Origin of the sequence: Pseudomonas sp. BIOMIG1BAC, from assembly GCF_001705995.2 — a bacterium.
Classification (GTDB): domain Bacteria; phylum Pseudomonadota; class Gammaproteobacteria; order Pseudomonadales; family Pseudomonadaceae; genus Aquipseudomonas; species Aquipseudomonas sessilinigenes.
On record NZ_CP049045.1, the window covers coordinates 6300582 to 6326426 of the forward strand.

24 protein-coding genes are annotated in these 25845 nt (G+C 63.4%); 13 read left to right on the top strand and 11 right to left on the bottom strand.

The window, feature by feature from the left end:
* Nucleotides 1-42 precede the first annotated feature (42 nt).
* Nucleotides 43-1077 (bottom strand): alpha/beta fold hydrolase, encoded by a 1035-nt coding sequence (locus ATY02_RS29205; protein WP_068584932.1) that lies wholly within the window; start codon nucleotides 1075-1077, stop codon nucleotides 43-45.
* A 243-nt stretch (nucleotides 1078-1320) separates the two neighbouring features.
* Here ATY02_RS29205 and metR point away from each other — a divergent pair, with 243 nt between their 5' ends.
* Entirely contained in the window at nucleotides 1321-2238 is a 918-nt protein-coding gene (gene metR, locus ATY02_RS29210) for a transcriptional regulator MetR (protein WP_068584929.1), read from the top strand.
* Nucleotides 2239-2262: 24 nt separating this feature from the next.
* On the opposite strand, the gene ATY02_RS29215 is transcribed toward metR, so the two are convergent.
* The 6 genes from ATY02_RS29215 to ATY02_RS29240 form a co-directional block, all read right to left on the bottom strand.
* Entirely contained in the window at nucleotides 2263-2772 is a 510-nt protein-coding gene (locus tag ATY02_RS29215; protein WP_068584925.1) for a GNAT family N-acetyltransferase, read from the bottom strand.
* A 2-nt stretch (nucleotides 2773-2774) separates the two neighbouring features.
* The gene (locus tag ATY02_RS29220; RefSeq protein ID WP_068584922.1) at nucleotides 2775-3140 is read right to left on the bottom strand and encodes a nuclear transport factor 2 family protein; all 366 of its coding nucleotides are present in this window, start codon (nucleotides 3138-3140) and stop codon (nucleotides 2775-2777) included.
* Nucleotides 3141-3156: 16 nt separating this feature from the next.
* Nucleotides 3157-3795, bottom strand: coding sequence for a LysE family translocator (locus ATY02_RS29225; RefSeq protein WP_068584919.1), 639 nt, complete (start codon nucleotides 3793-3795; stop codon nucleotides 3157-3159).
* A gap of 22 nt (nucleotides 3796-3817) precedes the next feature.
* Nucleotides 3818-4252 carry an NUDIX hydrolase gene (locus tag ATY02_RS29230; RefSeq protein WP_068584916.1) on the bottom strand — a complete coding sequence of 145 codons (435 nt, stop codon included), beginning with the start codon at nucleotides 4250-4252 and terminating at the stop codon, nucleotides 3818-3820.
* An 86-nt stretch (nucleotides 4253-4338) separates the two neighbouring features.
* Nucleotides 4339-5685 (bottom strand): HD domain-containing phosphohydrolase, encoded by a 1347-nt coding sequence (locus ATY02_RS29235; protein ID WP_068584914.1) that lies wholly within the window; start codon nucleotides 5683-5685, stop codon nucleotides 4339-4341.
* A 182-nt stretch (nucleotides 5686-5867) separates the two neighbouring features.
* A complete protein-coding gene (locus tag ATY02_RS29240; RefSeq protein ID WP_068584912.1) occupies nucleotides 5868-6137 on the bottom strand; it encodes a type B 50S ribosomal protein L31 in 270 nt (89 codons plus the stop codon).
* A gap of 404 nt (nucleotides 6138-6541) precedes the next feature.
* Here ATY02_RS29240 and ATY02_RS29245 point away from each other — a divergent pair, with 404 nt between their 5' ends.
* From ATY02_RS29245 to ATY02_RS29270, 6 genes are all read left to right on the top strand, one after another.
* A complete protein-coding gene (locus tag ATY02_RS29245; RefSeq protein ID WP_068584909.1) occupies nucleotides 6542-8161 on the top strand; it encodes an FMN-binding glutamate synthase family protein in 1620 nt (539 codons plus the stop codon).
* A gap of 62 nt (nucleotides 8162-8223) precedes the next feature.
* Nucleotides 8224-8508 carry a putative quinol monooxygenase gene (locus tag ATY02_RS29250; RefSeq protein ID WP_068584901.1) on the top strand — a complete coding sequence of 95 codons (285 nt, stop codon included), beginning with the start codon at nucleotides 8224-8226 and terminating at the stop codon, nucleotides 8506-8508.
* Nucleotides 8509-8581: 73 nt separating this feature from the next.
* Nucleotides 8582-8878, top strand: coding sequence for a cupin domain-containing protein (locus ATY02_RS29255; RefSeq protein ID WP_068584899.1), 297 nt, complete (start codon nucleotides 8582-8584; stop codon nucleotides 8876-8878).
* A gap of 74 nt (nucleotides 8879-8952) precedes the next feature.
* Nucleotides 8953-9795, top strand: coding sequence for an alpha/beta fold hydrolase (locus ATY02_RS29260; RefSeq protein WP_068584896.1), 843 nt, complete (start codon nucleotides 8953-8955; stop codon nucleotides 9793-9795).
* A 237-nt stretch (nucleotides 9796-10032) separates the two neighbouring features.
* The gene (locus ATY02_RS29265; RefSeq protein ID WP_068584893.1) at nucleotides 10033-10626 is read left to right on the top strand and encodes a papain-like cysteine protease family protein; all 594 of its coding nucleotides are present in this window, start codon (nucleotides 10033-10035) and stop codon (nucleotides 10624-10626) included.
* A 9-nt stretch (nucleotides 10627-10635) separates the two neighbouring features.
* Nucleotides 10636-11235 (top strand): hypothetical protein, encoded by a 600-nt coding sequence (locus ATY02_RS29270; RefSeq protein WP_068584890.1) that lies wholly within the window; start codon nucleotides 10636-10638, stop codon nucleotides 11233-11235.
* Between the two features lie 103 nt (nucleotides 11236-11338).
* On the opposite strand, the gene ATY02_RS29275 is transcribed toward ATY02_RS29270, so the two are convergent.
* On the bottom strand, nucleotides 11339-12757 hold the full coding sequence (locus ATY02_RS29275; RefSeq protein WP_068584887.1) for an amino acid permease: 1419 nt from the start codon (nucleotides 12755-12757) through the stop codon (nucleotides 11339-11341).
* Nucleotides 12758-13309: 552 nt separating this feature from the next.
* Between ATY02_RS29275 and ATY02_RS29280 the strand changes: the two genes are divergently transcribed.
* The 3 genes from ATY02_RS29280 (at nucleotide 13310) to ATY02_RS29290 (ending at nucleotide 17945) form a co-directional block, all read left to right on the top strand.
* Nucleotides 13310-16417 carry a transglycosylase domain-containing protein gene (locus tag ATY02_RS29280; protein ID WP_068584883.1) on the top strand — a complete coding sequence of 1036 codons (3108 nt, stop codon included), beginning with the start codon at nucleotides 13310-13312 and terminating at the stop codon, nucleotides 16415-16417.
* A gap of 164 nt (nucleotides 16418-16581) precedes the next feature.
* Complete coding sequence (locus ATY02_RS29285) at nucleotides 16582-17163, top strand: PadR family transcriptional regulator (protein ID WP_068584881.1); 582 nt, start codon at nucleotides 16582-16584, stop codon at nucleotides 17161-17163.
* Nucleotides 17160-17945 (top strand): siderophore-interacting protein, encoded by a 786-nt coding sequence (locus ATY02_RS29290; protein WP_068584879.1) that lies wholly within the window; start codon nucleotides 17160-17162, stop codon nucleotides 17943-17945. The genes ATY02_RS29285 and ATY02_RS29290 overlap by 4 nt, the downstream gene beginning before the upstream one ends.
* A gap of 53 nt (nucleotides 17946-17998) precedes the next feature.
* On the opposite strand, the gene ATY02_RS29295 is transcribed toward ATY02_RS29290, so the two are convergent.
* Both ATY02_RS29295 and ATY02_RS29300 read right to left on the bottom strand, forming a co-directional pair.
* Nucleotides 17999-18670 (bottom strand): Pr6Pr family membrane protein, encoded by a 672-nt coding sequence (locus tag ATY02_RS29295; RefSeq protein WP_068584877.1) that lies wholly within the window; start codon nucleotides 18668-18670, stop codon nucleotides 17999-18001.
* 8 nt (nucleotides 18671-18678) lie between these two features.
* On the bottom strand, nucleotides 18679-18909 hold the full coding sequence (locus ATY02_RS29300) for a VF530 family DNA-binding protein (RefSeq protein ID WP_068584870.1): 231 nt from the start codon (nucleotides 18907-18909) through the stop codon (nucleotides 18679-18681).
* Nucleotides 18910-19286: 377 nt separating this feature from the next.
* Here ATY02_RS29300 and ATY02_RS29305 point away from each other — a divergent pair, with 377 nt between their 5' ends.
* Nucleotides 19287-21326: a TonB-dependent receptor gene (locus tag ATY02_RS29305; RefSeq protein WP_068584868.1), complete on the top strand. Its 2040-nt coding sequence runs from the start codon at nucleotides 19287-19289 to the stop codon at nucleotides 21324-21326.
* Nucleotides 21327-21356: 30 nt separating this feature from the next.
* Here the strand turns inward: ATY02_RS29305 and ATY02_RS29310 are convergent, their stop codons facing one another.
* Nucleotides 21357-22745, bottom strand: a complete 1389-nt coding sequence (locus ATY02_RS29310) for a PLP-dependent aminotransferase family protein (protein ID WP_068584866.1) — start codon at nucleotides 22743-22745, stop codon at nucleotides 21357-21359.
* Nucleotides 22746-23060: 315 nt separating this feature from the next.
* Between ATY02_RS29310 and ATY02_RS29315 the strand changes: the two genes are divergently transcribed.
* Both ATY02_RS29315 and ATY02_RS29320 read left to right on the top strand, forming a co-directional pair.
* The gene (locus tag ATY02_RS29315; protein ID WP_068584865.1) at nucleotides 23061-24263 is read left to right on the top strand and encodes a benzoate/H(+) symporter BenE family transporter; all 1203 of its coding nucleotides are present in this window, start codon (nucleotides 23061-23063) and stop codon (nucleotides 24261-24263) included.
* A gap of 220 nt (nucleotides 24264-24483) precedes the next feature.
* Nucleotides 24484-25839, top strand: coding sequence for a carbohydrate porin (locus ATY02_RS29320; RefSeq protein WP_068584862.1), 1356 nt, complete (start codon nucleotides 24484-24486; stop codon nucleotides 25837-25839).
* The last annotated feature ends 6 nt before the right edge of the window (nucleotides 25840-25845 follow it).

Below are 25845 nucleotides of genomic sequence, written 5' to 3' on the forward strand. Positions count from 1 at the left end.
GCGACAAGCTGCAAGCGAAAATCTATCCGCTTGAGGCTTGGCTCAGAGCATGCGACCCACTTCCAGCGGCTCGATCTGCGCCCAGTGCGAAGTATCTTCGCGATGGCTCTGCAGGTACGGCAGCACCGCCGCCAGCAACGGAGCCTTGAAGGCTTCCTGGAAACGATGGGCCAGCCCCGGGATCAGCTTCAACTGGCTCCCTTGGATATGCGCCGCCAAGTGCACTCCGTGCATCACCGGCAACAGTGGATCGGCGGTACCGTGGACCACCAGGGTCGGCACCCGCAGTTGCTTGAGCATGGCCACCCGGCTCGGCTCGGCAAGGATCGCCATGATCTGGCGCTTGACCCCCTCGGGGTTGAATGCCCGGTCATAGGCCAGCGCAGCCTGGTGCAGCAAGACCTGCCGGTCATCCCTCACCTTCGGGCTACCCAGGGCGGCCAAGAGATCGGCCTGCTGCTCCAGGGCCGCCTCCCGGTTGGGTGCATTGCGCCGCGACAGCAATTGCACCAGGGCGGCATTCGGCGCCGGCAGGCCCTCGGCACCGGAGCTGGTCATCACCAGGGTCAGGCTTTCGATCCGTTGCGGGGCCATCGCCGCCAAGTGCTGGGCAATCATCCCGCCCATGCTTGCCCCCAGCACATGGAACTGCTCCACGTGCAGGGCGTCCATCAGCCCCAGGGCATCCTCGGCCATGTTGGTCAGGGTATAGGGCGCAGCCACCGGCAGGCCGAGCTTGTAGCGCAGCACCTCGAGCGTCAGGTTGGCGCTGGCCGGTGCCTGGCGCCAGGTGGACAAGCCGACATCGCGATTGTCATAGCGAATCACCCGGAAACCCTGCTGGCACAGGGCGACGACCACCTCGTCCGGCCAATGGATCAACTGCCCACCCAGCCCCATGACCAAGAGCAACGCCGGATCGGAGGCACGACCGATGCTCTGGTAGGCCAGGCTTACCTGTGGCAGCTCGACCCGCTGGGTCGGTACATCGACATCGCAACGCGAGGCCGCAAAAGAAAACTGGCCGGGCAATAGCCCGGCCAGCAAGAAAATAATCGAGAGAAATCTTGCCCGCATGGAAAACACCGAAACGCAGAACCCCAGTAGAGCGCGAGTCTGATGAACTTCGATGATTCGCGCTGCCACAGTTGCGTGACAGTTTGATGAAGATTGCCCAGCGGTCATGCCCTCTCCGGTCCGTCAGCCGCCCATGAGGGAAAAATCCCCGGGCGAGGCCAGGCCCCTGGTCGACAGCTGTTCCTGCATGAGACAAACTCAACCTTTTGCCCCCGATCACAAAATTCATTCATGGAGTTCCTGATGCTCGAGATCCGTCACCTGAAGACCCTGCACGCCTTGCGCGAAGCCGACAGCCTGGTAGAAGCCGCCGAACGCCTGCACCTGACCCAATCCGCCCTCTCGCACCAGTTCAAGGAGCTGGAGGAACGCCTGGGCATGCCACTGTTCGTGCGCAAGACCAAGCCCGTGCGCTTTACCAGCGCCGGGCTGCGCCTGCTGCAACTGGCAGACGCCACCCTGCCACTGCTGCGGGGCGCCGAGCGCGACCTTTCGCGGCTGGCAGGCGGCACCGCCGGCCGCCTGCACATGGCGATCGAGTGCCATAGCTGCTTCCAGTGGCTGATGCCGACCATCGACCAGTTCCGCGACGCCTGGCCCGAGGTAGAGCTGGACCTGGCCTCAGGCTTTTCCTTTGCCCCATTGCCGGCCCTGGCCCGTGGCGACCTGGACCTGGTAGTGACGTCCGATCCCGTGGACCTGGCCGGCATCACCTATGTGCCGCTGTTCACCTACGAGGCCATGCTCGCGGTGGCCAACCAGCACGCACTGGCCAGCAAGCCCTACATAGTCCCGCAGGACCTGCAAAGTGAAACCCTGATCACCTACCCGGTGGAACGGGATCGCCTGGACATCTTCACCCGCTTCCTGGAACCGGCCGACATCGAACCGGCGCAGGTACGCACCTCGGAATTGACAGTGATGATGATGCAACTGGTGGCCAGCGGCCGAGGAGTGTGCGGCATGCCTCATTGGGCCTTGCATGAGTACAGCTCAAGAGGCTACGTGAAGGCCAAGCGACTGGGGGAAAAGGGCCTGTTCGCCACCCTGTATGCGGCGGTTCGCAGCGACATGCTGGACGCGCCCTACATGCGGGATTTCCTGCTGACCGCCAAGGACACCTCGTTCTCCACCCTCGATGGCGTCAGTGCCGTCCGTTGAGCCGACTTGGCTGGCGCCGAGGCCTCAGGACTCGAGCGACAGCTCGCGCCACATGTGGATCTTGTCGAAGTAGTCGTCCCCGACCCGAACAGCCTGGGGCTCAAGGCCGTATTGGACAAAGCCACAACGCTCGTACAAGGACAATGCAGCGTCATTGCCTGCGGTCACGGTCAGTTGTACCAGGCGCAGTCCTTCGTACTCCCCAGCCTCGGCCAGCAGGTCCTGGACCAATCGGTAGCCCAGGCCGCTATTGCGCTGTCCAGCGGTGACATACAGGCCAAAGAGGGTCGCCTTGTGCCTGGCCTTCTCGCGAAGTTCGAAGGCCAGGCCGACGATCCCCAGCAGCCGCCCTTCGCAGAACGCCCCCAGGAGCACGTCCAGCTCACCATCCAGGCGAGCGGCCCACCAGGCCAGGGGCAGCTTTTCCCGTTCGCGGACGCTGGAGGTGAACGCCTGCGGATGGCGCTCATAGGCTTCGAGCATCAAGGCCCGGTATTGCTCGACATCATCAGGGGTCAGGCGTTGGATCTGCATGTTCAATCGAGGGTCTTTTGTCCGGTAATGAATGAGGCGGACTTTATCTTGCCATCCTGCACTTCATAGATGGCTACGGTTTCCAGGGTTCCGGTGCCATCGCTAAAGGTGCGGCTGATCAGCTCATGATCAATGACCACATTGCCCATCACCGAGCGCTGGAGCAGCCGGGCGTGCAGGTTGGGCTCCTGGAAGCGCAGTTGCGCCCGAGCCCGGATCTCTTCATGACCACGGGCCAGCAAGGTCGCCGGATGCTCGTATTGCCGGGCATCCCTGGCATAGGTCGCCAGCCAGGCCTCCAGGTCCTTGCGGTTATAGGCTTGCAGTTGCTCCTCGACCACGGTCTCGGGGCTGGAAAACTCTGTCATGGCACTACTCCAGTGTTCAGTTGGCACGACGTTGTTCGAACATCAAGCGCACCGCCAATCCTGCCAGCACGAAACCCATGAAATAACGCTGGGCCGACAACCAGGTCGGATTGCTGGCGAACCAGGAGGCGATACCGGCGGCGAACAGGGCGATCAGCAGGTTCACCGAGAAACTCACGCTGATCTGGGTCAGACCGAGGATGATGCTCTGGGTGAATACCGAACCGTATTCGGGATGGATGAACTGCGGGAAGATCGACAGGTAGAACACGGCGATCTTGGGATTCAGGGCACTGGTCAGAAAGCCCATGGTCATCAGCTTGCGCGGCGAATCGGCCGGCAGTTGCTGGGCCTCGAAGGGCGACCGGGCACCGGGCTTGAGCGCCTGCCAGGCCAGCCATAGCAAGTACAGGGCACCTGCCCACTTGAGGACTTCATAAGCCATGGGCACCGCCATGAACACGGCCGTGAGCCCCAGGGAAGCGGCCATCAGGTGGACGAAGAACCCAGCCACCACCCCCAGCAACGATGTAACCCCGGCCTTGCGGCCCTGGCAGATCGAACGGGAAATCAGGTAGATCATGTTCGGCCCTGGAGTCAGCACCATCAGCAGGGAGGCGGCGACGAAAATCAGGTAGTCGTGCAGTGGAATCATGGCAGTCCTTGGCTATGGGGCCTCAGGCTGGAGATGCCTGGGCCTGGCGATAGAACGGCAAGATCAGATCCCTTGTCAATGGGGCCAGGAACAAACCACCATCGCCGGCCGGATCGATCCAGCGCACCTCCTCGATCTCGGCTGCAGGGGTCACCGGGGTGTCGATATGGATCAGGAATACCTCGGCCTGCACCACGAACCCCGGCTCATTGGCCGCCGGTGCCGAGAATTGTTGCAGGTAGCGGGCCTGGGCCGGGTCGATACGCAAGCCCAGCTCCTCTTCCAACTCACGAGCCAGGGCATGAACCGGCTGCTCGCCAGCCTCGATCTTGCCACCAGGTTGCATGAAGGCCTGGGTACCGCGCTTGCGCACCAGCAGGGTGTGGCCGTCGGCGCCGATCAGCAGTGCCGCAGCGATGCGAATAAGGGAGGGAGCAGCAGAGGAAGATGCAGGCATGGGAATACGAAGACCTTGGAAACGAAGGCGCAAGGATCACATGAGTACCTGCCTGGCGCCATCCACCCATGGTCTTTCTACCTGGCTCAGGCGCTCACCCTTTCCTCTCGGGGCAGCTTGACGAATACGCTGTAGCGAGCGCCCTCCATGGTTTCAAAGGCAATCAGCTTGTCCACCAGGGGCAGGCTGAGCACCTTGCCAGCATTGAGCAACAGCATGCCGTTGTCGGCATTGAGGTTGCGCGCCAGGATCATTCCCGCTACCAGTTCCCGAGTACCCATGACCCGTACCGCAGGGTCTCCCAGAGTGACATCGCACAGATACACCGAGCACACCTGGATAAACCCCTCCACCAGGTCCGGGTCGTACAGCCGACCGGCGTACTTGCGAATGAACACCAGGGCCTCGTCGCTGTTCATCCGCCGTTCCAGGATCAGGCCGCACTGCAATTCGATGAAGTCCACCGCCAGCTTGAGCAGCCGCGCCCCCAGGGGAATCGCCGGGCCCTTGAGGTGATCGGGAAAGCCCGTGCCATCCCAGTGCTCCTGGTGATGCCGGATCAGCCGGGCGGCATCCTGCACCGGTTCCAGGGTCATCAGCAGCGACTCACTCTGCTGCGGGTAGGCCCGGTAGCGTTCGCGCTGGTGAGGGTGCAATTGGTCAGCCGGGGTAACCATCATGCTGTCACTCCAGCTCAACTTGCCGATGTTGTGCAGCGCAGCCGCCATGGCCAGGTCGCGCTGGAGCACATCCCCAAGTCCCTGGATCGTGCAGTAGGCACGCACCAGTTCGATGACCCGCCGGTTGGTCTGCTTGCCGACAGGCAAACGCTGGTTCACCAGGAGCGAAAACAGCTCGGCCCCCGTGGCATAGCTGTGCTTGAGCTCCTCATAGGCGAGGTCGAGCATGTCGGCGGTCTGCTGCAACTCGGCGGTACGCGCTGCAACGTGCTTTTCCAGTTGGGCGTTGAGGAGCTTGAGTTCGCTGTTTTGTTGACGGGCCAGGGCCTCCAGGCGTTGGCGTTCACGCTCGCAATGCTGGTGTTCCAATGCCTGGTGCACGGCCTGCAGCAGCTCCTGGTCATTCCAGGGCTTGTTCAGGTAGCGATAGATCTCTCCCTCGTTGATGGCCTTGGTAATCAGTTGCAGGTCAGGATCACCGGTCAATAGGATTCGCGTCGTGAGCGGATACTGTTGGTGGATCTGCGCCAGCAGGGTCGGCCCATCCATCTGCGGCAGGTGGGCGGAACTGATCACCAGGTCCACCTCGCAACTGGCCATGACGTGCAGGGCCTGGGCAGGGTCCCGGGCGAAATGCAGCCGGTAGGGATGAGGCTCGAGCAACTGCTGCAAGCGTTGCAGGATCTGCGCCTGGGCATCGACCAACAGAACCCCGGGCAGGAGTGAAGCAGTGACAACGTCCGGATCACCCATGGGCCACCTCGGTTCAACGTTGATGCACGCATCCTTCATTGCGTGTACTGGCAACAATGATTCTCGTTGCCTGATTCAAGCGTAGAAGAAATTCCACTTGTAATGATGGCCTTTTAATACCACTGATCGCCCCGTAAGCCATGATCGCACCATTGCCCGCGGCAACGGTGCGGCCAACGCCCTTACTTGGCACCCTTGGCGCTGGAACCAAAGGCAGAGAAGCGTTTGTTGAAGCCCGCGATACGACCTTCGGACTGGGTCTTGCGCTGCTGGCCGGTGTACACCGGGTGCGAAGCACTGGAAACGTCGAGGGCCACGTAGGGATAGGTCTGGCCATCGCTGTACTGCTGGGTGCGGTCGGTGTCGACGGTGGAACCGATGAGGAAATACACGTCCGCAGCAGTGTCGTGGAACAGCACAGTGCGATAGGTGGGGTGGATACCAGGTTTCATGGAGCCTCCAGGGCATTTGGCGAACGATTAAAGGTTATACAATAACATATCAATTCAGCCCAAACGAGAACCGATTGCAACAAGCCGTCCGCCGCGATAACCGCGCCAGGCCGCACCCTTGCCCTTGGATTCCGGTCGTCCGCCGTTCAACGGTTGCCCCGACCGGGAGATCGCCCGTAAGCTGGAAATCTCCGCCGAGACCGTGAAAGCCCATTAAAAAAACATATCTACGGCACGCAGGGCCTCAATCCCTGTCCGAGCTGTGCCCGATCTCTTTCCAGGCACCTGGTGCCCGGAAGGACCCGTGACGTGTTGCCGGCCCCGGCCATAACAATAAGAACCAGCGCTCCAACAACGATGAGTACCGACAAACGATCTTAATGAGTCCGAACCAAGGAACCCGTATGAGCCTGTCACTCCTGAGCCGCTACGCCTTCTTTGCCGCCTGCGTGATATTCACCCTCGCCAGCCTGCCTTTCGTCGAATACGACTGGGTCTGGCCCTTTACCCTGGTCACCGGCCTTTTGAGCCTGCTGGGGATCTTCGATCTGCTGCAAAGCCCCCATGCCGTTCGCCGCAACTACCCGATCCTGGGCAACATCCGCTACCTGGTCGAAGGCATCCGCCCGGAGATCCGCCAGTACCTGCTGGAGTCCGACAGCGACGCCCTGCCATTCTCCCGGGCCCAGCGTTCCCTGGTGTACTCCCGGGCCAAGAACCAAAGCGCTGACAAACCCTTCGGCACCCTGGTCGATGTCTACCAGTCGGGTTTCGAATTCATCGGCCACTCCATGCGTCCGGCCCCGCTGAGCGATCCCAACACCTTCCGGGTCACCGTCGGCGGCCCGCAGTGCACCCAGCCGTACTCGGCATCGGTTTTCAACATCTCGGCCATGAGCTTCGGCTCCCTGAGCGCCAATGCCATCCGCGCCCTGAACCAGGGTGCCAAGCTCGGCAATTTCGCCCATGACACCGGGGAAGGCAGCATCAGCCCCTACCATCGCGAACACGGTGGCGACCTGACCTGGGAACTGGGTAGCGGCTACTTCGGCTGCCGCACCAGCGATGGACGCTTCGATCCCGAGCGCTTTGCCGCCCAGGCCCAGGACCCACAAGTGCGGATGATCGAGATCAAGATGAGCCAGGGCGCCAAGCCGGGGCACGGCGGCATCCTGCCCAAGCACAAGGTGACCCAGGAGATTGCCCAGACCCGTGGTATCCGCATGGGCGAGGATTGCATCTCGCCCTCGAGCCACAGTGCCTTCTCCACCCCGATCGAAATGATGCATTTCATCCAGCAACTGCGTGAGCTGTCCGGTGGCAAGCCGGTGGGCTTCAAGTTCTGCCTTGGCCATCCCTGGGAGTTCATGGGCATCGCCAAGGCCATGCTGGAAACCGGCATTCTCCCGGACTTCATCGTGGTCGACGGCAAGGAAGGCGGTACCGGTGCAGCGCCGGTCGAGTTCACCGACCACATCGGCGCACCGATGCGCGAAGGCCTGCTGTTCGTGCACAACACCCTGGTGGGCCTGAACCTGCGGGACAAGATCAAGCTCGGTGCCAGTGGCAAGATCGTCAGCGCCTTCGATATCGCCAGCGTCCTGGCCATCGGCGCCGACTGGGCCAACTCGGCACGGGGTTTCATGTTCGCCATCGGCTGCATCCAGTCGCAAAGCTGCCACACCAATAAGTGCCCGACCGGCGTGGCCACCCAGGACAATCTGCGCCAGCGGGCACTGGTGGTCCCGGACAAGGCCCAGCGGGTATACAGCTTCCACCACAACACCCTCAAGGCCCTGGCGGAAATGCTCGCGGCCGCCGGCCTGCAACATCCTTCGCAGCTCGAAGCCAAGCACCTGGTGCGCCGCATGTCAGCCACCGAGATCAAGCTGTTCTCCCAACTGCATGTATTCCTCAAGCCCGGCGAACTGCTCACCGGCCAGGTCAGCGGCGAGTTCTACTCGCGCATGTGGCAACTGGCACGCGCCGACAGTTTCGAACCCAATACCCCAGCCGCGGCCTGAGACCCGCCGTCCAGGCTCCCCTGATGCCAAGGGAGCCTGGCCAACCCACAAGGAAGATCATCATGCTCAAGGTCATTGCCGAAGACTTCATCCTCCCCGAACACCTGGAGACCGTACGCCCGTGGTACGCCGAACTGGTGGAGAAGACCCGACAGGAACCGCTGTGCATCGCCTACGATCTGTTCGTCGACCAGAAGGACCCCGGGCATTTCATCTTCATCGAACTATGGCCCGACCAGGCCGCCCTCGATGCTCACTGCCGCAGCGAGCACTTCACCCGCCTGGTCCCGCAGATCAATGCATTCCAGGCACGCGAATGCCGCGTGCTGTTAATGGACTCGTTCTAGAAAACACCCTGCACGATGCTTGACCGGACCACCGAAAGCAGCCCCGACACGACCTACTTTTGGGAGATCCACCATGTCACTGCTGTCATTCGAGCTGCTGTCCCGTCAACTGCCCGAACCCTGGCAATCCAAGCAGGTTGGCCAGGTCGGCCCGGCACGCATCAAGGTGCTGCGCATGGACCGCCGCCCCTATGCCGAAGAAATCCACGACTACAACGAAGGCTTGCTGGTCACCGCTGGCTGCCTGCGCCTGGGCATCGAAGGAAACACCGTGGAGGTGCTGCCCGGGCAGATGTACCTGGTCCAGGCCGGCCAGGCCCACAGCGTGCTGCCCGGCAGCCATGGCACCCTGGTGATCATCGACGTCTAGGCTTCGCGCGTGCGGGCACATGACGCACCACTGCCCGCAGAGGACCCACTGGCCCCATTGGAATGGAGAAACCCATGTCTCGTCGCTTGCTTGCAATGCTCGCCTTGTTGATATCGCTCGACACCGCCATCGCTGCCGAGCGTTGGCAGACCCTGCCCCCGACCCCGGCTCCACTGGCCGAGGCCCGGTCCGACTACGCCCAGGTCAATGGCATACGCCTCTACTACAGCAAGATCGGCCATGGCTCGCCGGTGGTGCTGCTGCACGGCGGCCTGGGCAATGCCGACTACTGGGGCCATCAGGTCAAGGCCCTGGCCGCCCGGCACACGGTGATCAGCGTCGACAGCCGTGGTCATGGCCGCAGCACCCGCGATGCCCGCCCCTACGGCTACGACCTGATGGCCGACGATGTGATCGCCCTGCTCGATCAACTGAAAATCCCCCGGGCCGATTTCGTCGGCTGGAGCGATGGCGCGATCCTCGGCCTGGACCTGGCCATGCGCTACCCGCAACGGGTGGGCAAGGTCTTCGCCTACGCCGCCAACACTCGCACCTCCGGCGTCAAGGAAGGGGTGGAGAACAATCCGACCTTCGCCGCCTACATCGAGCGCGCCGGCAAGGAATACGCAAAACTGTCACCGACACCCGGGGAGTACCAGGCCTTCGTCGAGCAAATCAGCCACATGTGGGCCAGCCAACCCAACTGGAGCGACGCCGACCTTTCGAAGATCAAGGCACCGGTACTGATCGTCGACGGCGATCGCGACGAAGCCATCAAGCGCGAACACACCGAGTACATGGCGGCGGCCATTCCCGGGGCTGGGCTGCTGATCCTGCCCAATGTCAGTCACTTTGCCTTTCTCCAGGACCCGGGCTTCTTCAATGCTGCCCTCGAACATTTCCTCGACGAGAAATAACCCGAGGCCTGCCACGGACGCCCCCCTTAGCGGGGACGTCTTTGCCAGCGCACTTGCATTTATGCATATATAAATTGCACTGACGCATAATTCATCTAAGGTTGAGTGCAGACCCGACAGCGCCTGCCATCGAGGCTGGCCCGGCGCGATGCCTGGCATCCGGGTCCGGTACGCCGCCCGCTCACGTGCGGCGACGAATACCAGCCGGAGGCTGGTTTTCACTCACGGAGAATGAACATGCTAAGCACTACCCTGCCCCCTATCGGCAACCCACAGGTCATGCCCCGCTGCCTGGCCGGCACCCTGCTCGATCCGGAACTGGACGAAATCACGCAAGAGGCCGAAGCCGCGCCCCTGGCCGGCGCCCGCCTGAACTTCAGCATCCAGCAACAGACCCAGACCAACTGGTGCTGGGCCGCCCTGTCGGCCTCGGTCGGCAATTACTACAACACCGGCTCCTGGACCCAATGCGGCGTGGCCAACGCCGAGCTGGGCCGCAGCACCTGCTGCAGCCAGCCCGGACCGTGCAACGTCTATGGCTACCTGGACTCGGCCCTGCGTACCACCGGCAGCTATGGCGGCATGCGTGAAGACCGCATGCAGATGGCCGCCATCGAGAACCAGATCGGCATGGGCCGCCCCGTCGGCCTGCGTTGTGCCTGGTACGGCGGTGGCGCGCACTTCCTGACGATCTATGGCACCGATGGTGGTTATGTCCTGGTGGCCGACTCGATCTTCGGCTACTCGACCCGCGCCCTGAACAGCTTCCCCGGCACCTACAACGGCGGCGGCAACTGGACCCACACCTACTTCACCCGGAAAAACTACTGAGGAGGCAGCATGCAACTGACTTATCCCAAGGCGCCCGCCGGTGGCGTCCAGCAACTGCGTCCGGTCCTGCAATCGGCCCTGCAGACCCAGGGCTTCGGTATCAATCGTGCCTTCGCCAATGCCGGCCCGGGCACCTTGAACCTGTCCCAGGCCTTTCGTAGTTATACCCTGAGCCTGGAAGACCTGGCCAACGGCCAGGACCTGGCCCAGGCCACGCCGGGCGATTGGCATTACCTGGTGTTCGCCGGTGGCGTTTCGATCGCCGACGCCCAACTGACCGAAACCACCGGCCAGCTGGAGTTCTGTGCACTGAACCACGGTGCCCTGGCGGCCTCGACCATCAGCGCCCTGAACCTGGCCGATCAAGCCCCACAGCTGCAAGGCAAGTCCTATGAACTGCGCTTGCTGTTCGTCCCGGCCTTGCAAGCAACGCTGATCTGGCTGCACGGCGACGCCGAGGAAGTGCTGATTCCCATCGAACCCACGCCCACCCACCTGGCGCCCCGGCAGCTCTACAGCGAGGCCACGCTGTTCGGCCTGCTGGTACCGGCCGCCAAGCAAGCCAAGGCGGTGTTCGATGCCGACACCAGCGGCACCCTGGGCGGTTGAGCCCGGCCAAAAAAAATCCGGCGCCCCTCACGGGACGCCGGATTTTTCATTGCTTGGCCATCAGGCCAGGCTGCTCACGTAGGGAGCAGCCCCGAGCCGCTACTCAGGAAGCCGAACGGGCCTGCTGCTGGGTGTTGGTCGGATGCAGGTTGAGCATGTAGAACAATGCGGTCAACAGGACCAGGAACGCTGGGCCGACATACAGCGCCACACGGGTATCCGGGAAGTAGGCCATCAGCCCCACCACCAGTACCAGGAACGCCAGCGCCAGGTACGAGCTGATCGGGTACAGCCACATCCGGTACTTCAAGCCGGCGCGCTCGGCTGGAGTCAGGCCTTTGCGGAACTTGAGCTGGGCCAGGAGGATCATCACCCAGGTCCAGATCGCGCCGAAGGTGGCGATGGAGGTCACCCAGACGAACACCTTCTCCGGCACCAGGTAGTTGAGCAGCACGCCCAGCAGCAAGGCGAAGATCGACAGCAGCAAGGCGCGACGCGGCACGCCGCTTTCCGAGGTCTTGGCGAAGCTGGCCGGCGCCTGGCCGTTCTGCGCCAGGCTGTAGAGCATGCGGCCGGTACTGAAGATACCGCCGTTGCAGGACGACAAGGCCGCAGTGATCACTACGAAGTTGATGATGCCGGCGGCGGTCTTGATCCCCAGGCGCTCGAAAGTCATCACGAAGGGACTGCCCTGGGTGCCGATTTCGTTCCATGGGTAGATCGACAGGATCACGAACAGCGCGCCCACGTAGAACAGCAGGATGCGCCAGAACACCGAGCCGATGGCGTTGGGAATGGTCTTTTGCGGGTTGCGTGCTTCACCGGCGGTCAGGCCGATCATCTCTACGCCCAGGTAGGCGAACATCACCATTTGCAGGGACATCAACACACCAGTCACGCCGTTGGGCATGAAGCCGCCGTGGGTCCACAGGTTGGAGATCCCCAGGGCCACGCCATCGTTGCCGAAGCCGAAGGCGATGATGCCGACACCGCCAATGACCATGGCGATGATGGTGACGATCTTGATCAGGGCGAACCAGAACTCGAACTCACCGAAGGCCTTGACCGCGATCAGGTTGATCGAGCCCATGCTCACCAGGGCCGCCAGGGCCCAGATCCAGCGCGGCACATCGGGGAACCAGATGCCCATGTACACCGCCACGGCGGTGATTTCCGCGACACAGGTCACCAGCCACAGGAACCAGTAGTTCCAGCCGGTGAGGAAGCCTGCCAGCGGCCCCAGGTAGTCTTGTGCATAGCGGCTGAAAGAGCCGGCGACCGGGTTGTGCACTGCCATCTCGCCGAGGGCGCGCATGATCACCAGGATCGCCAGGCCGCCGATGATGTAGGACAGCATGATGGCCGGACCGGCCATTTGGATGGCCTTGGCCGAGCCGAGGAACAGGCCGACGCCGATACAGGCGCCCAGGGCCATCAAGCGAATATGCCGTTCGCCGAGTTCGCGTTTCAGCGGGCCGCCCTGAGCGGTTTCGCCGTGGGGCAGTTGGTTGCCAACTGGCATAGAGATACAACCTCATTTTGTTATTGGATATGAACCACCGAGTCTTCCAGGCAAAGGCGGGTAACCCTAGCCTGCTTGACCGGACCGCCCTTGTGGGACGGCGCGTCTGTAGGACAAGACCTGCCAGATCAGCGGGGTGCGCAGTATAAAAAGCTCCTGACAGGGCTTTTCACTCTATAAATAGCTAAATTCAGAGAGAAATCTCGGCAATATCCGGTTTCACGGAGAAGCATTCCCTGCTTTTTGCCTGCAGACCTCACTCGGAAAGGGTCGCGAGTATTGCACAGCCCCGGGGTGTCGTCATGCCCCTACCTAGGGCGTATTTACCTTGGTAAAGGCTCTATTCCTGCACTTTCCGGTTTTTTCACCGCACACTCTCCTTACCTGCCACCACGCCGCGAATAGCCTGACGATCAACGCTTGATCGCACCAACAGCAGGCTCTCGCCGCGGCGCTGGCTAAACACCTGTTTCGACAATTTCCTCACCGTTGGCCACCACCGACTAAGCTTCAGACAAGTCCGATCAATCTGCGTGGATGGATCAATCGACTATGGGCGCTTTGTGGCACACCGATTCGCGTAACACCGCAGTGCCAAGCCACAGCGACGCCGAAGCGCCTTTGCCCAAACGCCCCAGACCCCGCCGCTATCTCTGGCGCCTGTTCTGGCTGTTGTTGCTGATCACCCTGATTGCCCTGGGAGTGGCCGCCTCCCGGGAAATGCGCACCTCAAAGCTTCAGGCCCGGGAGTTCAGCAGTCTGGCCAATGACCTGAGCTACTCCTTGCAGCCAGGCCCCAGCGACGCGGTGTTCTATCCCGGCAGCGGCCCCTTCGACCGTCGCTTGGGCTATAGCGCCCTGGGCGAGTTCCTGCCGCGCCTGCTCAAGCGCGGCTACCTGATCGAAGCCCAGACCCGGTTCTCCCCAGCCTTGATGGACTACAGCAAAAGCGGTTTTTTTGTGCCCTATGCCGAAAAAATCCAGGCCGGGTTGTCCATCACCGACTGCCGGGCCGCACCGTTGTACCAGTTCAAGTATCCGCAACAGCTGTATGCGAATTTCGCCAGCATCCCGCCGCTGGTGGTGCACAGCCTGCTGTTCATCGAGAACCGTGACCTGCTGGACCCGGGACTGGCCCAGGCCAACCCGGCGGTGGACTGGCCACGCTTCGCCAAGGCCGCCTGGTCCCAGGTGGCCCGGCTGCTGCACCTGCCGGGCCAGAGTGCCGGGGGCAGTACCCTGGCCACGCAGTTGGAAAAATACCGTCACTCTCCCGACGGCCTGACGGCATCTGGCGGCGAAAAGATCCGGCAGATGGTTTCGGCCAGTGTGCGCGCCTATCAGGACGGCCCGCAGACCCTGGAAGCCCGTAAACGCATCGTGCGCGATTACCTCAACAGCGTCCCGCTGTCAGCCGTTCCCGGTCACGGCGAGGTCCATGGCATGGCCGAAGGGCTGCGGGTCTGGTACGGCGCCGACTTCAACCAGGTCAACCAGGCCCTGGCCGGCACGGCAACGGATGCCCACAGCCTGGCCCAGCGAGGCCTGGCCCTGCGCGAGGTGCTGTCGCTGATGATTGCCCAGCGCCGCCCCTCCCATTACCTGGCCAAGGGCCGCACAGAGTTGGCGGACTTGACCGACAGCCACATCCGCCTGCTGGCGCAGAACAATGTCATCGACCCGGCGCTGAGCAGCGCCGCCCTGGCCAGCAAGGTGACCTATCGGGATTGGCAGCAACAGCCGACGATCCAGCCGATCGAGACCAACAAGGGCATCAGCGTGGCCCGCAGCCGCCTGGCGGCCCTGCTCAACCGGCCGCTGTACGACCTGGACCGCCTCGACCTCTCGGCCACCAGCACCTTGCAGAGCGACCTGCAGCGCCAGGCCACCGAATACCTCAAGCATCTGGCCGACCCGGCCTTCGCCGCGCAGGTGGGCCTGCTTGGCGAGCGCCTGCTCACCCCCACCAGCACCACGCAAGTGCGCTACAGCTTCACCCTGTTCGAACTCACCCCCGACGGCTCCCGAGTGCGGGTGCAGACCGACAGCACCGACCAGCCCTTCGACATCAACGAAGGCAGCAAGCTGGAGCTGGGCTCCACCGCCAAGCTGCGGGTGCTGACCACCTACCTGCAGATCATCGCCGAACTGCACGACAAGTACGCCGGACAGACCCCGGCGCAATTGAAGAAGGTCGCGGTGAACGACCAGGACCGCCTGAGCCGCTGGGCCCTGGATTACCTGGCGCAGAACAGCGACCAGAGCCTGCCGAAGATGCTCGACGCCGCCCTGGACCGCACCTACTCCGCCAGCCCCGGCGAGGCCTTCTTTACCGGTGGCGGCGTGCACCACTTCCACAACTTTCGCAACGAGGACAACGGCCGCAGCCCGAGCTTGCGCGATGCCTTGCGCGAATCCATCAACCTGCCGTTCATCCGCCTGATGCGCGATCTGGTGCGCTACAGCACCTATGGCGGCGACAGCGCCAGCGCCGAGTTGCTCAAGGACGATGACAACCCGCGGCGCCAGGAATACCTGGCGCGCTTCGCCGACCGCGAAGGCACCTCGTTCCTCCTGCGCTTCTGGAAGAAATATCGCAACAAGGACACCCAGTCGCGCCTGGAAACCTTCCTCGACGGTATGCATCCCACCGCGATCCGCCTGGCCGCCGTGCATCGCTACCTGCTGCCGGACGCCAGCCAGGACAGCTTCAACCGCTTCGTGCGGGCCCACATGAAGACCGCCAAGGTCAGCGAGAAACTCACCGACGAGCGCCTGGACAAGCTCTACGCCAGCTACGGACCGGGCGCCTACGACCTGCCGGACCAGGGCTACATCGCCAAGGTCCACCCGTTGGACCTGTGGCTGCTCGGTTACCTGATGCACAATCCCGACGCCAACTTCAGCCAGGTGGTCAAGGCCAGCGAGTTCGAACGCCAGGAGGTCTACAGCTGGTTGTTCAAGAGCCGTCACCGCAGCGCCCGGGACAGCCGCATCCGCACCATGCTGGAGATCGAGGCGTTCCTCGACATCCACCAGCGCTGGCAAGCCGTGGGGTACCCGTTCGACCACCTGGTGCCGTCCCTGGCCACCGCCATTGGCAGCTCCGGCGACCGGCCAGCGGCCCTGGCCGAGCTGGTGGGCACCATCCTCAATGACGGTGTGCGCCTGCCGACCCTGCGCATCGACAGCCTGCACTTCGCCGCCAACACGCCCTACGAAACCCGCCTGCTCAACGACCCGGACAAGGGCAAGCGGGTGATGCCTTCGCAGGTGGCCACGGCGCTGCGTGGAGCCCTGTCCCAGGTGGTGGATGCCGGCACCGCAAAGCGGGTATCCGGCAGCTTCAAGCTGGCCGACGGCACGCCCCTGGCCATGGGCGGCAAGACCGGCACCGGCGACAACCGCATCGAGGCCATCGGCGCCGGAGGCCGGGTGCTGAGCTCCAAATCCATCAACCGCACCGCGACCTTCGTGTTCTACATCGGCGATCACCACTTCGGCACTCTCACCGCCTATGTTCCCGGTGCCTCCGCCCAAGCCTTCAAGTTCACCTCGGCCTTGCCGGTGCAGGTGCTCAAGGGCATGGCGCCGATCCTCATGCCCTATCTGCAACCGGGTAGCGGCACCCAGTGCCAGGGCAGCCTGGCCCAACGCTGACGCCCCACACGGCGGCCAGCCCCGGGGCTGGCTGCGCGGCATTTCTCGCTCTCTTTGCCAATCAGCAGCTGCGACGAACGGTGGCCCCGGGTCGTGCGGAACCCCTTGCGTCATTCTTAAGATATATCTTAAGTTATGTCTTAACCAAAACGGAGAGCACGAAAATGAGAGAGCACCACCCCCCCCATCATCACCGCGGACATGGCGACGGCCCCGAAGGCTTCGAGCGCCGCGGCGGCCGTGAGCGCGGTGGCCGTGGCCCACGGGTATTCGCCCCCGGCGACCTGAAGCTGCTGCTGTTGGCGTTGATCGCCGACGAGCCCTGCCATGGCTACGACCTGATCCGCCAGATCGAAACCATGTTCGATGGCGTCTACAGCCCGAGCCCGGGCGTGATCTACCCGACCCTGACCTTCCTGGAAGAAAGCGAAATGATCCAGGGCGATACCGAAGGCGGGAAAAAACGCTACAGCGCCACCGACACCGGTCGTCTGTTCCTCAAGGAGCAGGCCGTTGCCCTGGATGGCGTGCGCATGCGCATCGAAGTCAGCAAGCGCTCGCTGCGCGGGCATGATCGCCCGGCAGAAATCCACGAGGCGGTGCACAACCTGCGCCATGCCCTGCAAATGCATAACGGTCGCTGGAGCCCCGAGGAAATCCTGCGGGTCCGCGATCTGCTGAACAACACTGCCAAGGCCATTGTCGATGGTCCTGCAACCCCTTCCAGCCAGGAGAAAGCCGAATGACTGCCACTCCCGAATTGTCCATTCACCGGGTCATGCACGAGATCAAGCGCCGGCGTCTGCAGGTCCTGCGCGTGGTCGACGTGACCCCGCGCATGCGCCGGGTCACCCTGGGCGGCCCGGAACTGGCCGGGTTCCTCAGCCTGGGCAGCGACGACCATGTGAAGTTGCTGTTCCCGCAGAACGCCGAGCAGCAAGCCGCCCTGCAAACCCTGGTCGTGGGCCCGGGCAAGGACAGCGGACCGATGCCCGCCATGCGCGACTACACCCCGCGCCGCTACGACCCGCAGTTGGGTGAGCTGGACATCGACTTCGTCTTGCACGGCGACGGCCCTGCATCGACCTGGGCCGAACAGGTCCAGCCCGGCCAGGAGTTGCACATCGCCGGGCCACGAGGCTCGATGGTGGTCCCGGATATCTTCGACAGCTACCTGCTGATCGGCGATGAAACCGCCCTGCCGGCCATCGCCCGGCGCCTGGAGGAGCTACCCGCCGGCCGCCGGGTCCTGGCGGTGATCGAAATCCAGGATCGTGCCGAACGCCAGGCGCTGCACAGCGCCGCCGAAGTGGAGGTGATCTGGGTCGAACGTGATAGCGGCCAACAGGATCTGCTCGGTTGCGTACGCGGGCTGCAAGTGCCAGAAGGCCGGCTCTATGCCTGGATCGCCACCGAGAGCAAAGTCTCGCGGCAACTGCGCCGGATTCTGCTCGATGAGCATCGGCTCGACGATGAATTCGTCAAGGCCGTCGGCTACTGGCGCCTGGATACCAGCGAAGAAGAGTAACCCTCACCCGCGACTTTGCGCCGACGCAGGTGCTTGCCACCTGCATCGGCGAATCATTGCTGGCCCGCGCAATGCCGGCGACCTAGCCAGCGGTCCAACCCCAGCAGCACCAGCGATACCAGGACGAACGTCGCCAGCAGGCCCAGGGCATTAAGCACCGCCCGGGGGTAACCCAGCCGATCCACGGCAATGAAGGGATAGGGATACAACCCAAGCAAGTGCCCACGCCATAACAGGTAGGCGAAGTACAAGGTCGGGTAGAGAGTCCACCAAGCCACATGGCGCACGCGCAACTGGCCCTTGGGTACGCAACACCACCAATAGGCCAGGAACAGCAGCGGCATCACATCGTGCAGCAATTCGTCCGCCAGCCATTGCCACCCCAGTGGATGCCACAGGTGCCGCAGCAACAGATTGTAGGCCAGGCCCACCAATACGATGCTGGCAGCTACCGCACCACTGACCCAGGGTTGGAGCATGAAGGCCTGCCCGCGGGAAACCCGCAGGTTCAGGGCGCAGGTCAGCACACTGGCCACCAGGGTATTGCTCAGCACGGTGAAGAAACTGAAGAAGTTCACCAGGCCGCCCAACAAGCTGGCTCCGGCGTCCCAGCGCAGCAGCAGGATCAGGTACAGCTGTACCGTCAGGCCAAACCAGCCAAGGAATGCCGCCACCGCGATCAGGCCACGCCGGCCGGGCGACTCCAGCTGCGATCCGGGCCTCATGCCGTACCTCAGAGCGGGCGCTTGGTGCGTTGCAACTTCACGTAGAGCCGTTCGACCTTTTCCCGGGCCCAAGGCGTCTTGCGCAGGAATGTCAGGCTCGACTTGATGCTCGGATCAGCCTTGAAGCAGCGGATATCGATGCGCTGCGCCAGCCCCGACCATTCGTAGTGCTCAACCAGGGCCTTGAGGATCTGTTCCAGGGTCACGCCATGCAGCGGGTCGGTGTGGGTAACGGTCATGCCAGGCCTTCGAGCGCAGAAAGAAAAGAAGCCGCGCACCTTAGCCGAGGGCCCGCGCCCACGCCAGTGCGCTGAATTAACTGTAGCCGCTGCCGAGGCGGTGCCAAGGTCCGCCCCCTTAGCGATCGACCCGCCCTCCCTTGCTCCAGCGGCCTCTGCACGCCCGGTCGCAGCCTGCGGCAGCGGCTACAGCGAGACTTCTGCCCCCCGCCCCAGGCCGGTTTTTGCAAGCCGATGAAAAGTTCCCGGCTTTTACAAATAAATGAGATGTTATATTGTATCAACACAAGACAATTCTCTCGCACACCGGGCCGACCCGTGCCCCGCCTGTTTTTCGACCCTATGCGCGCCGCGCAAAGCTTGCCAAGGAACGACCGATGTCCCTTTCAGCCCACCACCCTTCTCGCTCGCTACTGTGGCGCCTGTCGCCGCTGTCCGCTGCCTTGCTGATCGCCACCCAGGCCCACGCCGTGGAGCTGCCACAGCAGGTCATCACCGCCAATCCCCTGGGTAGCACCGAACTGGCCGCCCCCACCACGGTGGTCGAAGGCGACTCGCTGACCCTGGCGCAGAAGGGCAGCCTCGGCGAAACCCTGAACAACCAACCTGGTGTGTCTTCGTCCTACTTCGGCCCCGGCGCCAGCCGCCCGGTGATCCGCGGCCTGGACGGCGATCGCATCCGCATCCTGCGCAATGGCGTCGGTGCCCTGGACGCCTCGTCGCTGTCCTATGACCACGCCGTGCCTCTGGACCCGGTCAACGTCGAGCGCATCGAGATCGTCCGTGGCCCGGCAGCCCTGCTCTATGGCGGCAACGCCATCGGCGGGGTGATCAACAGCTTCGATAACCGCATCCCCACCGAAGCCATCGAGGGCATCCACGGTGCCGGCGAGTTGCGCTACGGCGGTGCCGACACCACCCGCAGCAGCGCCGGCAAGCTGGAAGCCGGCAACGGCACCTTCGCCCTGCACCTGGACGCCAACTCACGGCAGTTCAACGATCTGAAGATCCCGGGTTACGCCCGTAGCCGCCATGCTCCGGAAAGCGAAGACGGCACCGGCAAGAAAGGCCGCCTGGGCAACAGCGACGGCCGCCAGGACGGTGGTGCCATCGGTGGGTCCTACACCTGGGACGACGGCTACGCCGGCCTGTCCTACAGCAACTACGACTCCAACTACGGCTCCCCCGCCGAGCAGGACGTGCGCATCCGCATGAAGCAGGACCACTACGCCTTCGCTTCGGAACTGCGCAACCTGCAAGGCCCCTTCAGTTCGCTGAAGTTCAATACCGGCTATACCGACTACGAACACCGCGAGATCGAAGGCGGTGAAACCGGCACCACCTTCAAGAACAAGGGTTATGAAGCCCGGGTCGAGGCTCGGCACTTGCCCATCGGCCCGCTCGAAGGGGTGGTCGGGGCCCAGTTCAACCGCAACGAATTCTCGGCCCTGGGCGAGGAAGCCTTCGTCCCGAAAACCGATACCAACAGCGGCGCGCTGTTCATCCTCGAGGAACTGCAAGCCACGGACCGCCTGAAACTCAGCCTTGGTGGACGCCTGGAACACACGGTCGTGGACCCGGATGGCAAGGGCAACGAACGCTTCGCCCAGGCCGACAAATCCAGCAGCTTCACCGCCGGCAGCCTGTCCTCGGGCGCGGTCTACACCCTGACTCCGATCTGGTCCCTGGCCGCCACCCTGGGCTACACCGAGCGCGCGCCGACCTTCTACGAGCTGTATGCCAACGGCGCCCACGTCGCCACCGGCACCTACGAAGTGGGCAACGCCAAGCTGTCCAAGGAAAAGGCCGTCTCCAGCGACCTGGCCCTGCGTTTCGACAACGGCGTGCATAAAGGCAGCGTCGGGGTGTTCTACAGCCACTTCTCCAACTACATCGGCCTATTGGGCACGGGGCGTACCCTCAACGATGAAGGCGAAGAAGATCTGTCAGGTCATCCGGAATATACCTACAGCGGAGTACGAGCACGCTTCACCGGGATCGAAGCCCAGGATCGCTGGACCCTGGGGGAAAACGCTTACGGCAAGTTCGCCCTGGAGCTGTCCGGCGACTACACCCGGGCCAAGAACCTGGACAATGGCCAGGACCTGCCGCGCATCGCCCCCCTGCGCCTGAACAGCGGCCTGCTTTGGGAACTGGACCGCTGGCAGGCCCGGCTGGACGTGCAACACGCCGCCAGCCAAGGCCGGGTACCGGACAACGAGAGCGGCACCGATGGCTACACCACCCTGGGAGCCAGCGCCGGGTACCGCTTCGACATCGGCAGCAGCCAGTGGCTGGCCTTCGTCAAGGGCGAGAACCTGACCAACCAGACCGTGCGCTACGCCAGTTCGATCCTGCGGGATATCGCACCCGCGGCCGGGCGCAGTGTGGAAGTGGGCTTGCGCACTACCTTCTAAGTCCAGGCCAGCCAGCAACCTGCCCGCGGCTCAGCGATAACGCCGCGGGTCGGTGCCGATCAGGCTGGCCAGCTGGGTCAGGGCAAAGCGCAGTTCGTCGCGGGTGGTGGGCGACATCAACACCACCCGCACGTGACGGCAGTTGGCATCGCGCTCCACCTGGAACTGCGTGCCGCTCATCACCAGCACGCCATTGGCCCGGGCCAGGGTGGCGAATTCATCGGCGGTCCAGGGCTGCGGCAAGGTCAACCACAGGTGGTAGCTGTGGGGCTGGGTCCGGAACTCGAAACCGGCGAACACTTCCCGGGCAATCGCCTGGCGCGTCGCCGCCTCGCTGCGCTGGGTCTCTACCAGCTTGCGGTCCAGCCCCTCGACCAGCACATTACTGGCCAGTTGCGCGGTCAGCGGCGAGGGCATCCACACGCTGCTGCGGACCATCGCGCTCAAGCGCGACAGCAGCTTGGGCGGGCTGTACAAGTAGCCGACCCGCAGGGCCGGCATGATCGCCTTGGACAGGCTGGTGAGGTACACCGAACGCTCCGGCGCATAGGCCGAGAGCGGCTTGATCTGCGGATCGGTGGCGAGAAAACCGTAGATATCATCGTCGACCAGCAAAAAATCGAACTCTTCGGCCAGTGCCGCGATCTGGGCCCGGCGCCCCGGCGACATGATCGCCGTGGTGGGGTTCTGGCAACTGGCGACACACACCAGCAACGCCGGCTTCTCCCGCAGGCACTGCTCGCGCAGGGCTTCGGGCAGTATTCCCTCCTCATCCATGGCCACGCCCTGCAAGCGTCGCTCCAGGCCATGAGCTACCGAGAGGATGCCCGGGTATGCCAGGGACTCGCAGAGCACCAGGTCACCGGCATTGCTCAAGGCGCTGATGGCAACCATCAGCCCGTGCTGGGCGCCGGAGGTGATCACCACTTGCTGCCACTGGGCCTCGGGCAGCGAATGCCGCAGCCACTGCGCCCCGGCCTCGCGGTGGGCGGGATGGCCGCCGTCGGGAGCGTAGTCCAGGGCCCGGCCGAAATCGCTGCTGCGGGCCATGTCCACCAGGGCGCCGCGCAACCAGTACTCCAGGGTTTCGCTGTAGGGCTTGATCAGCGACAGGTCCAGGGCCTCGGACTGGCCCAGGGACAACGACGGCCCGGCTGCACCTTCCACCAGCGCCAACGGCGCGCGCCCCAGCACATAGGTGCCACGCCCCACCTCGCCCTGCACCAGGCCGCGGCGCTGGGCTTCGCCGTAGGCCCGATTGATGGTGCCGGGAGTAACGTTCAGGGTCACCGCCAGCTCGCGCAGGGTCGGCAGGCGCTCACCATCCTTGAGCAGGCCACTGCCGATATCGCGCTGCAGCGCATCGGCGATGGACAGGTAGACCGGCTGGTTGAAGTCGCTTAACTGGGGAACCCACATGGAGGCTGGTGACCATCGGCTGCATTGAAATGCGGCGCAGCATAGCACAGGGCCGCTGCCACCCGCATATCGACTCAATCGACAAATTGATTCAATAACCAGGCCCTATTCCTTCCAAATGAATTTTCATCAAAAGTATTTTCAATCAATAAAATCATTAATAAACAATTAGTTATAAGAAAAAACCTACAGCCAGCCTCTTCATCAAGACATTGATTGCATCAAGACAATTGAATCGATTCAATTTTCTGAAATACACTGAAACACGCTTATATCGATCGACTCAATCATCCACCACCCGCCAGTCGAGATGCCATGCACAACCTCAGCAAGGACCTGTCCCTCTCCGCCGTGGTCGCCGGCTTGATCGCCGTGATCATTTCCTACGCCGGCCCCCTGATCATCGTGTTCCAGGCCGCCCGCGAAGCCCATATGCCCGACGACCAGGTGTCCTCCTGGATCTGGGCCATATCCATCGGTAGCGGCCTGACCGGCCTGCTGCTCAGTTGGCGCCTGAAGGTGCCGGTGATCACCGCCTGGTCCACCCCCGGTGCCGCGCTGCTGGTCTCGATGCTACCGACGGTGTCGCTGCCCCAGGCCATTGGCGCCTACATCGTCGCCGCGCTGATCATCGCCGTGCTCGGCCTCAGCGGTGCCTTCGACAAGCTCATGGCGCGCCTGCCCAAGGCCATCGCCGCCGCGATGCTGGCGGGCATCCTGTTCCGCTTCGGCGCAGGCCTGTTCACCTCGCTCAGCCTGCAACCGGTACTGGTGCTGGCGATGCTCACCACCTATCTGCTGGGCAAACGCTGGTCGCCGCGCTACGCCATCCCCGCCGTGTTGCTGGTGGGCTGCTGCGTGGCCGCAGCCCTGGGCGAATTCAACCTGGGGGCCATCACCCTGGCCGTGGCCGAGCCGATCTTCATCGCCCCGCAGTGGGACTGGCAGGCCATCGTCAATATCGGCCTGCCCCTGGCCCTGGTCACCCTGACCGGACAGTACGTACCCGGCATGGCGGTCATGCGCAGCGCAGGCTACGCCACCCCGGCCCGCTCGATCGTGTCCTGGACCGCCATCACCTCGGCGCTGCTGGCCCCCTTCGGCGCCCACGGCATCAACCTGGCGGCTATCACCGCGGCGATTTGCACCGGCCGCGAAGCCCATGAAGAACCCAGCAAGCGCTACATCGCCGGGATCGCCTGCGGCTTGTTCTACCTGCTCATGGGCGTGTTCGGCGCCACCCTGGCCTCGGTCTTCGCCGCCCTGCCCAGGGAGCTGATCGCCGCCCTGGCCGGCCTCGCCCTGTTCGGCGCGATCAGCAGCGGCTTGAGCGGTGCCATGGCCGACGACCAGCAGCGTGAAGCAGCGCTGATCACTTTCCTGGTCACCGCCTCGGGCATGAGCTTCCTGGGCCTGGCCGCGGCCTTCTGGGGTTTGATTTTCGGCTTGGTCGCGTACTTCGTCCTGGGCCATACCCGACGCACGCCCGCCCTGGCGCAGGCGACCCCATCACGCTGAGGAGTAAAGCCCGAACGACTGTTACCGATTCCGAAACGGTTCATGTCGATAAAAGCGCTTTCTCTTGCCGAGAGGGCGCTTTATTCTTCGCACCCGAAGCTGAAACGCTTCATCTTTCCTTTTGAAAACAGCGGCCTGGCGCCTCGACCGACAGCGGTCCAGGTCTCGTGCCCTGCCCTTGTTTCGCCTATTCCTAGAAAAAGACCTTATCCGAATGCCTATGCCTCTTTCTCAGCGCGCAAAAGACAGCGCTGTCCTGACGCCAGTCGCCCTCCTCGGCGCCCTGGGTTTTGCCGCTTGCGCCCAAGCCACACCGGCCTTCGACAGCGACTCGCCCTGGATGCTCGGCGACTGGAACGGCAGCCGCAAGGAACTGGCCGATAAGGGCTACGACTTCAAGATCGACTACGTCGGCGAGATGGGCGCCAACCTGCGCGGCGGTTATGACCACGATCGCACCGCACGCTACAGCGACCAGTTCGCCTTCGGCAGCCACCTGGACCTGCAAAAGATCCTTGGCTGGCACGATGCCGAGTTCCAGCTGACCGTGACCAAGCGCAACGGCGACAACATCAGCAACGACCGGATCAACGACCCGCGGGTCGGCGGCTTCACCTCGGCCCAGGAAGTCTGGGGTCGCGGCCAGACCTGGCGCCTGACCCAGATGTGGTACCAGCAGAAGTTCTTCGACCAGAAGCTGGACATCAAGGCCGGTCGCTTCGGCCAGGGCGAAGACTTCAACAGCTTCCCCTGCGACTTCCAGAACCTGGCGTTCTGCGGCTCGCAAGTGGGCAACTGGGCTGGCAGCGTCTGGTACAACTGGCCAGTCAGCCAGTGGGCCCTGCGCATCAAGTACCACCTGACCCCCGAGCTCTATGCCCAGGTTGGCGCCTACGAGCAGAACCCTTCGAACCTGGACCGCGACAACGGCTTCAAGCTCAGCGGCAGCGGCACCCAGGGCACCCTGCTGCCGGTGGAGCTGGTCTGGACTCCACGGCTCAATGGCCTGCCCGGGGAGTACCGCGCCGGCTATTACTACAGCAGCGCCAAGGCCACCGACGTCTATAAAGACCGCAATGGCCAGCCCGCCGCGCTGACCGGTGAGGCCTACCGCAGCAGTTCGAGCAAGCATGGCCTGTGGCTGGGCGTGCAACAGCAGGTCACCAGCCTGGCCAGCGACCAGTCCCGGGGCCTGAGCCTGTTCGCCAACGTCACCGCCCATGACAAGAAGACCAACGCCATCGACAACTACGTCCAGGCGGGGCTGGTCTACAAGGGGCCATTCGATGCCCGGGCCAAGGACGATATCGGCTTCGCCCTGGCTCGGGTCCACGTCAACCCGGCCTACCGCAAGAACGCCCAGGCCAGCAACCAGGCCCGCGCGCTGTACGACTACGACACCCCAGGCTACCTGCCGCCCCAGGACACCGAGTACAGCGCCGAGCTGTACTACGGCGTACACCTGGCCAACTGGCTGACGGTACGTCCCAACCTGCAGTACATCCGCCATCCAGGAGGCGTGAGCCAAGTGGATGATGCATTGATTGGCGGCATCAAGATCCAGAGTTCGTTCTGAGGCCCG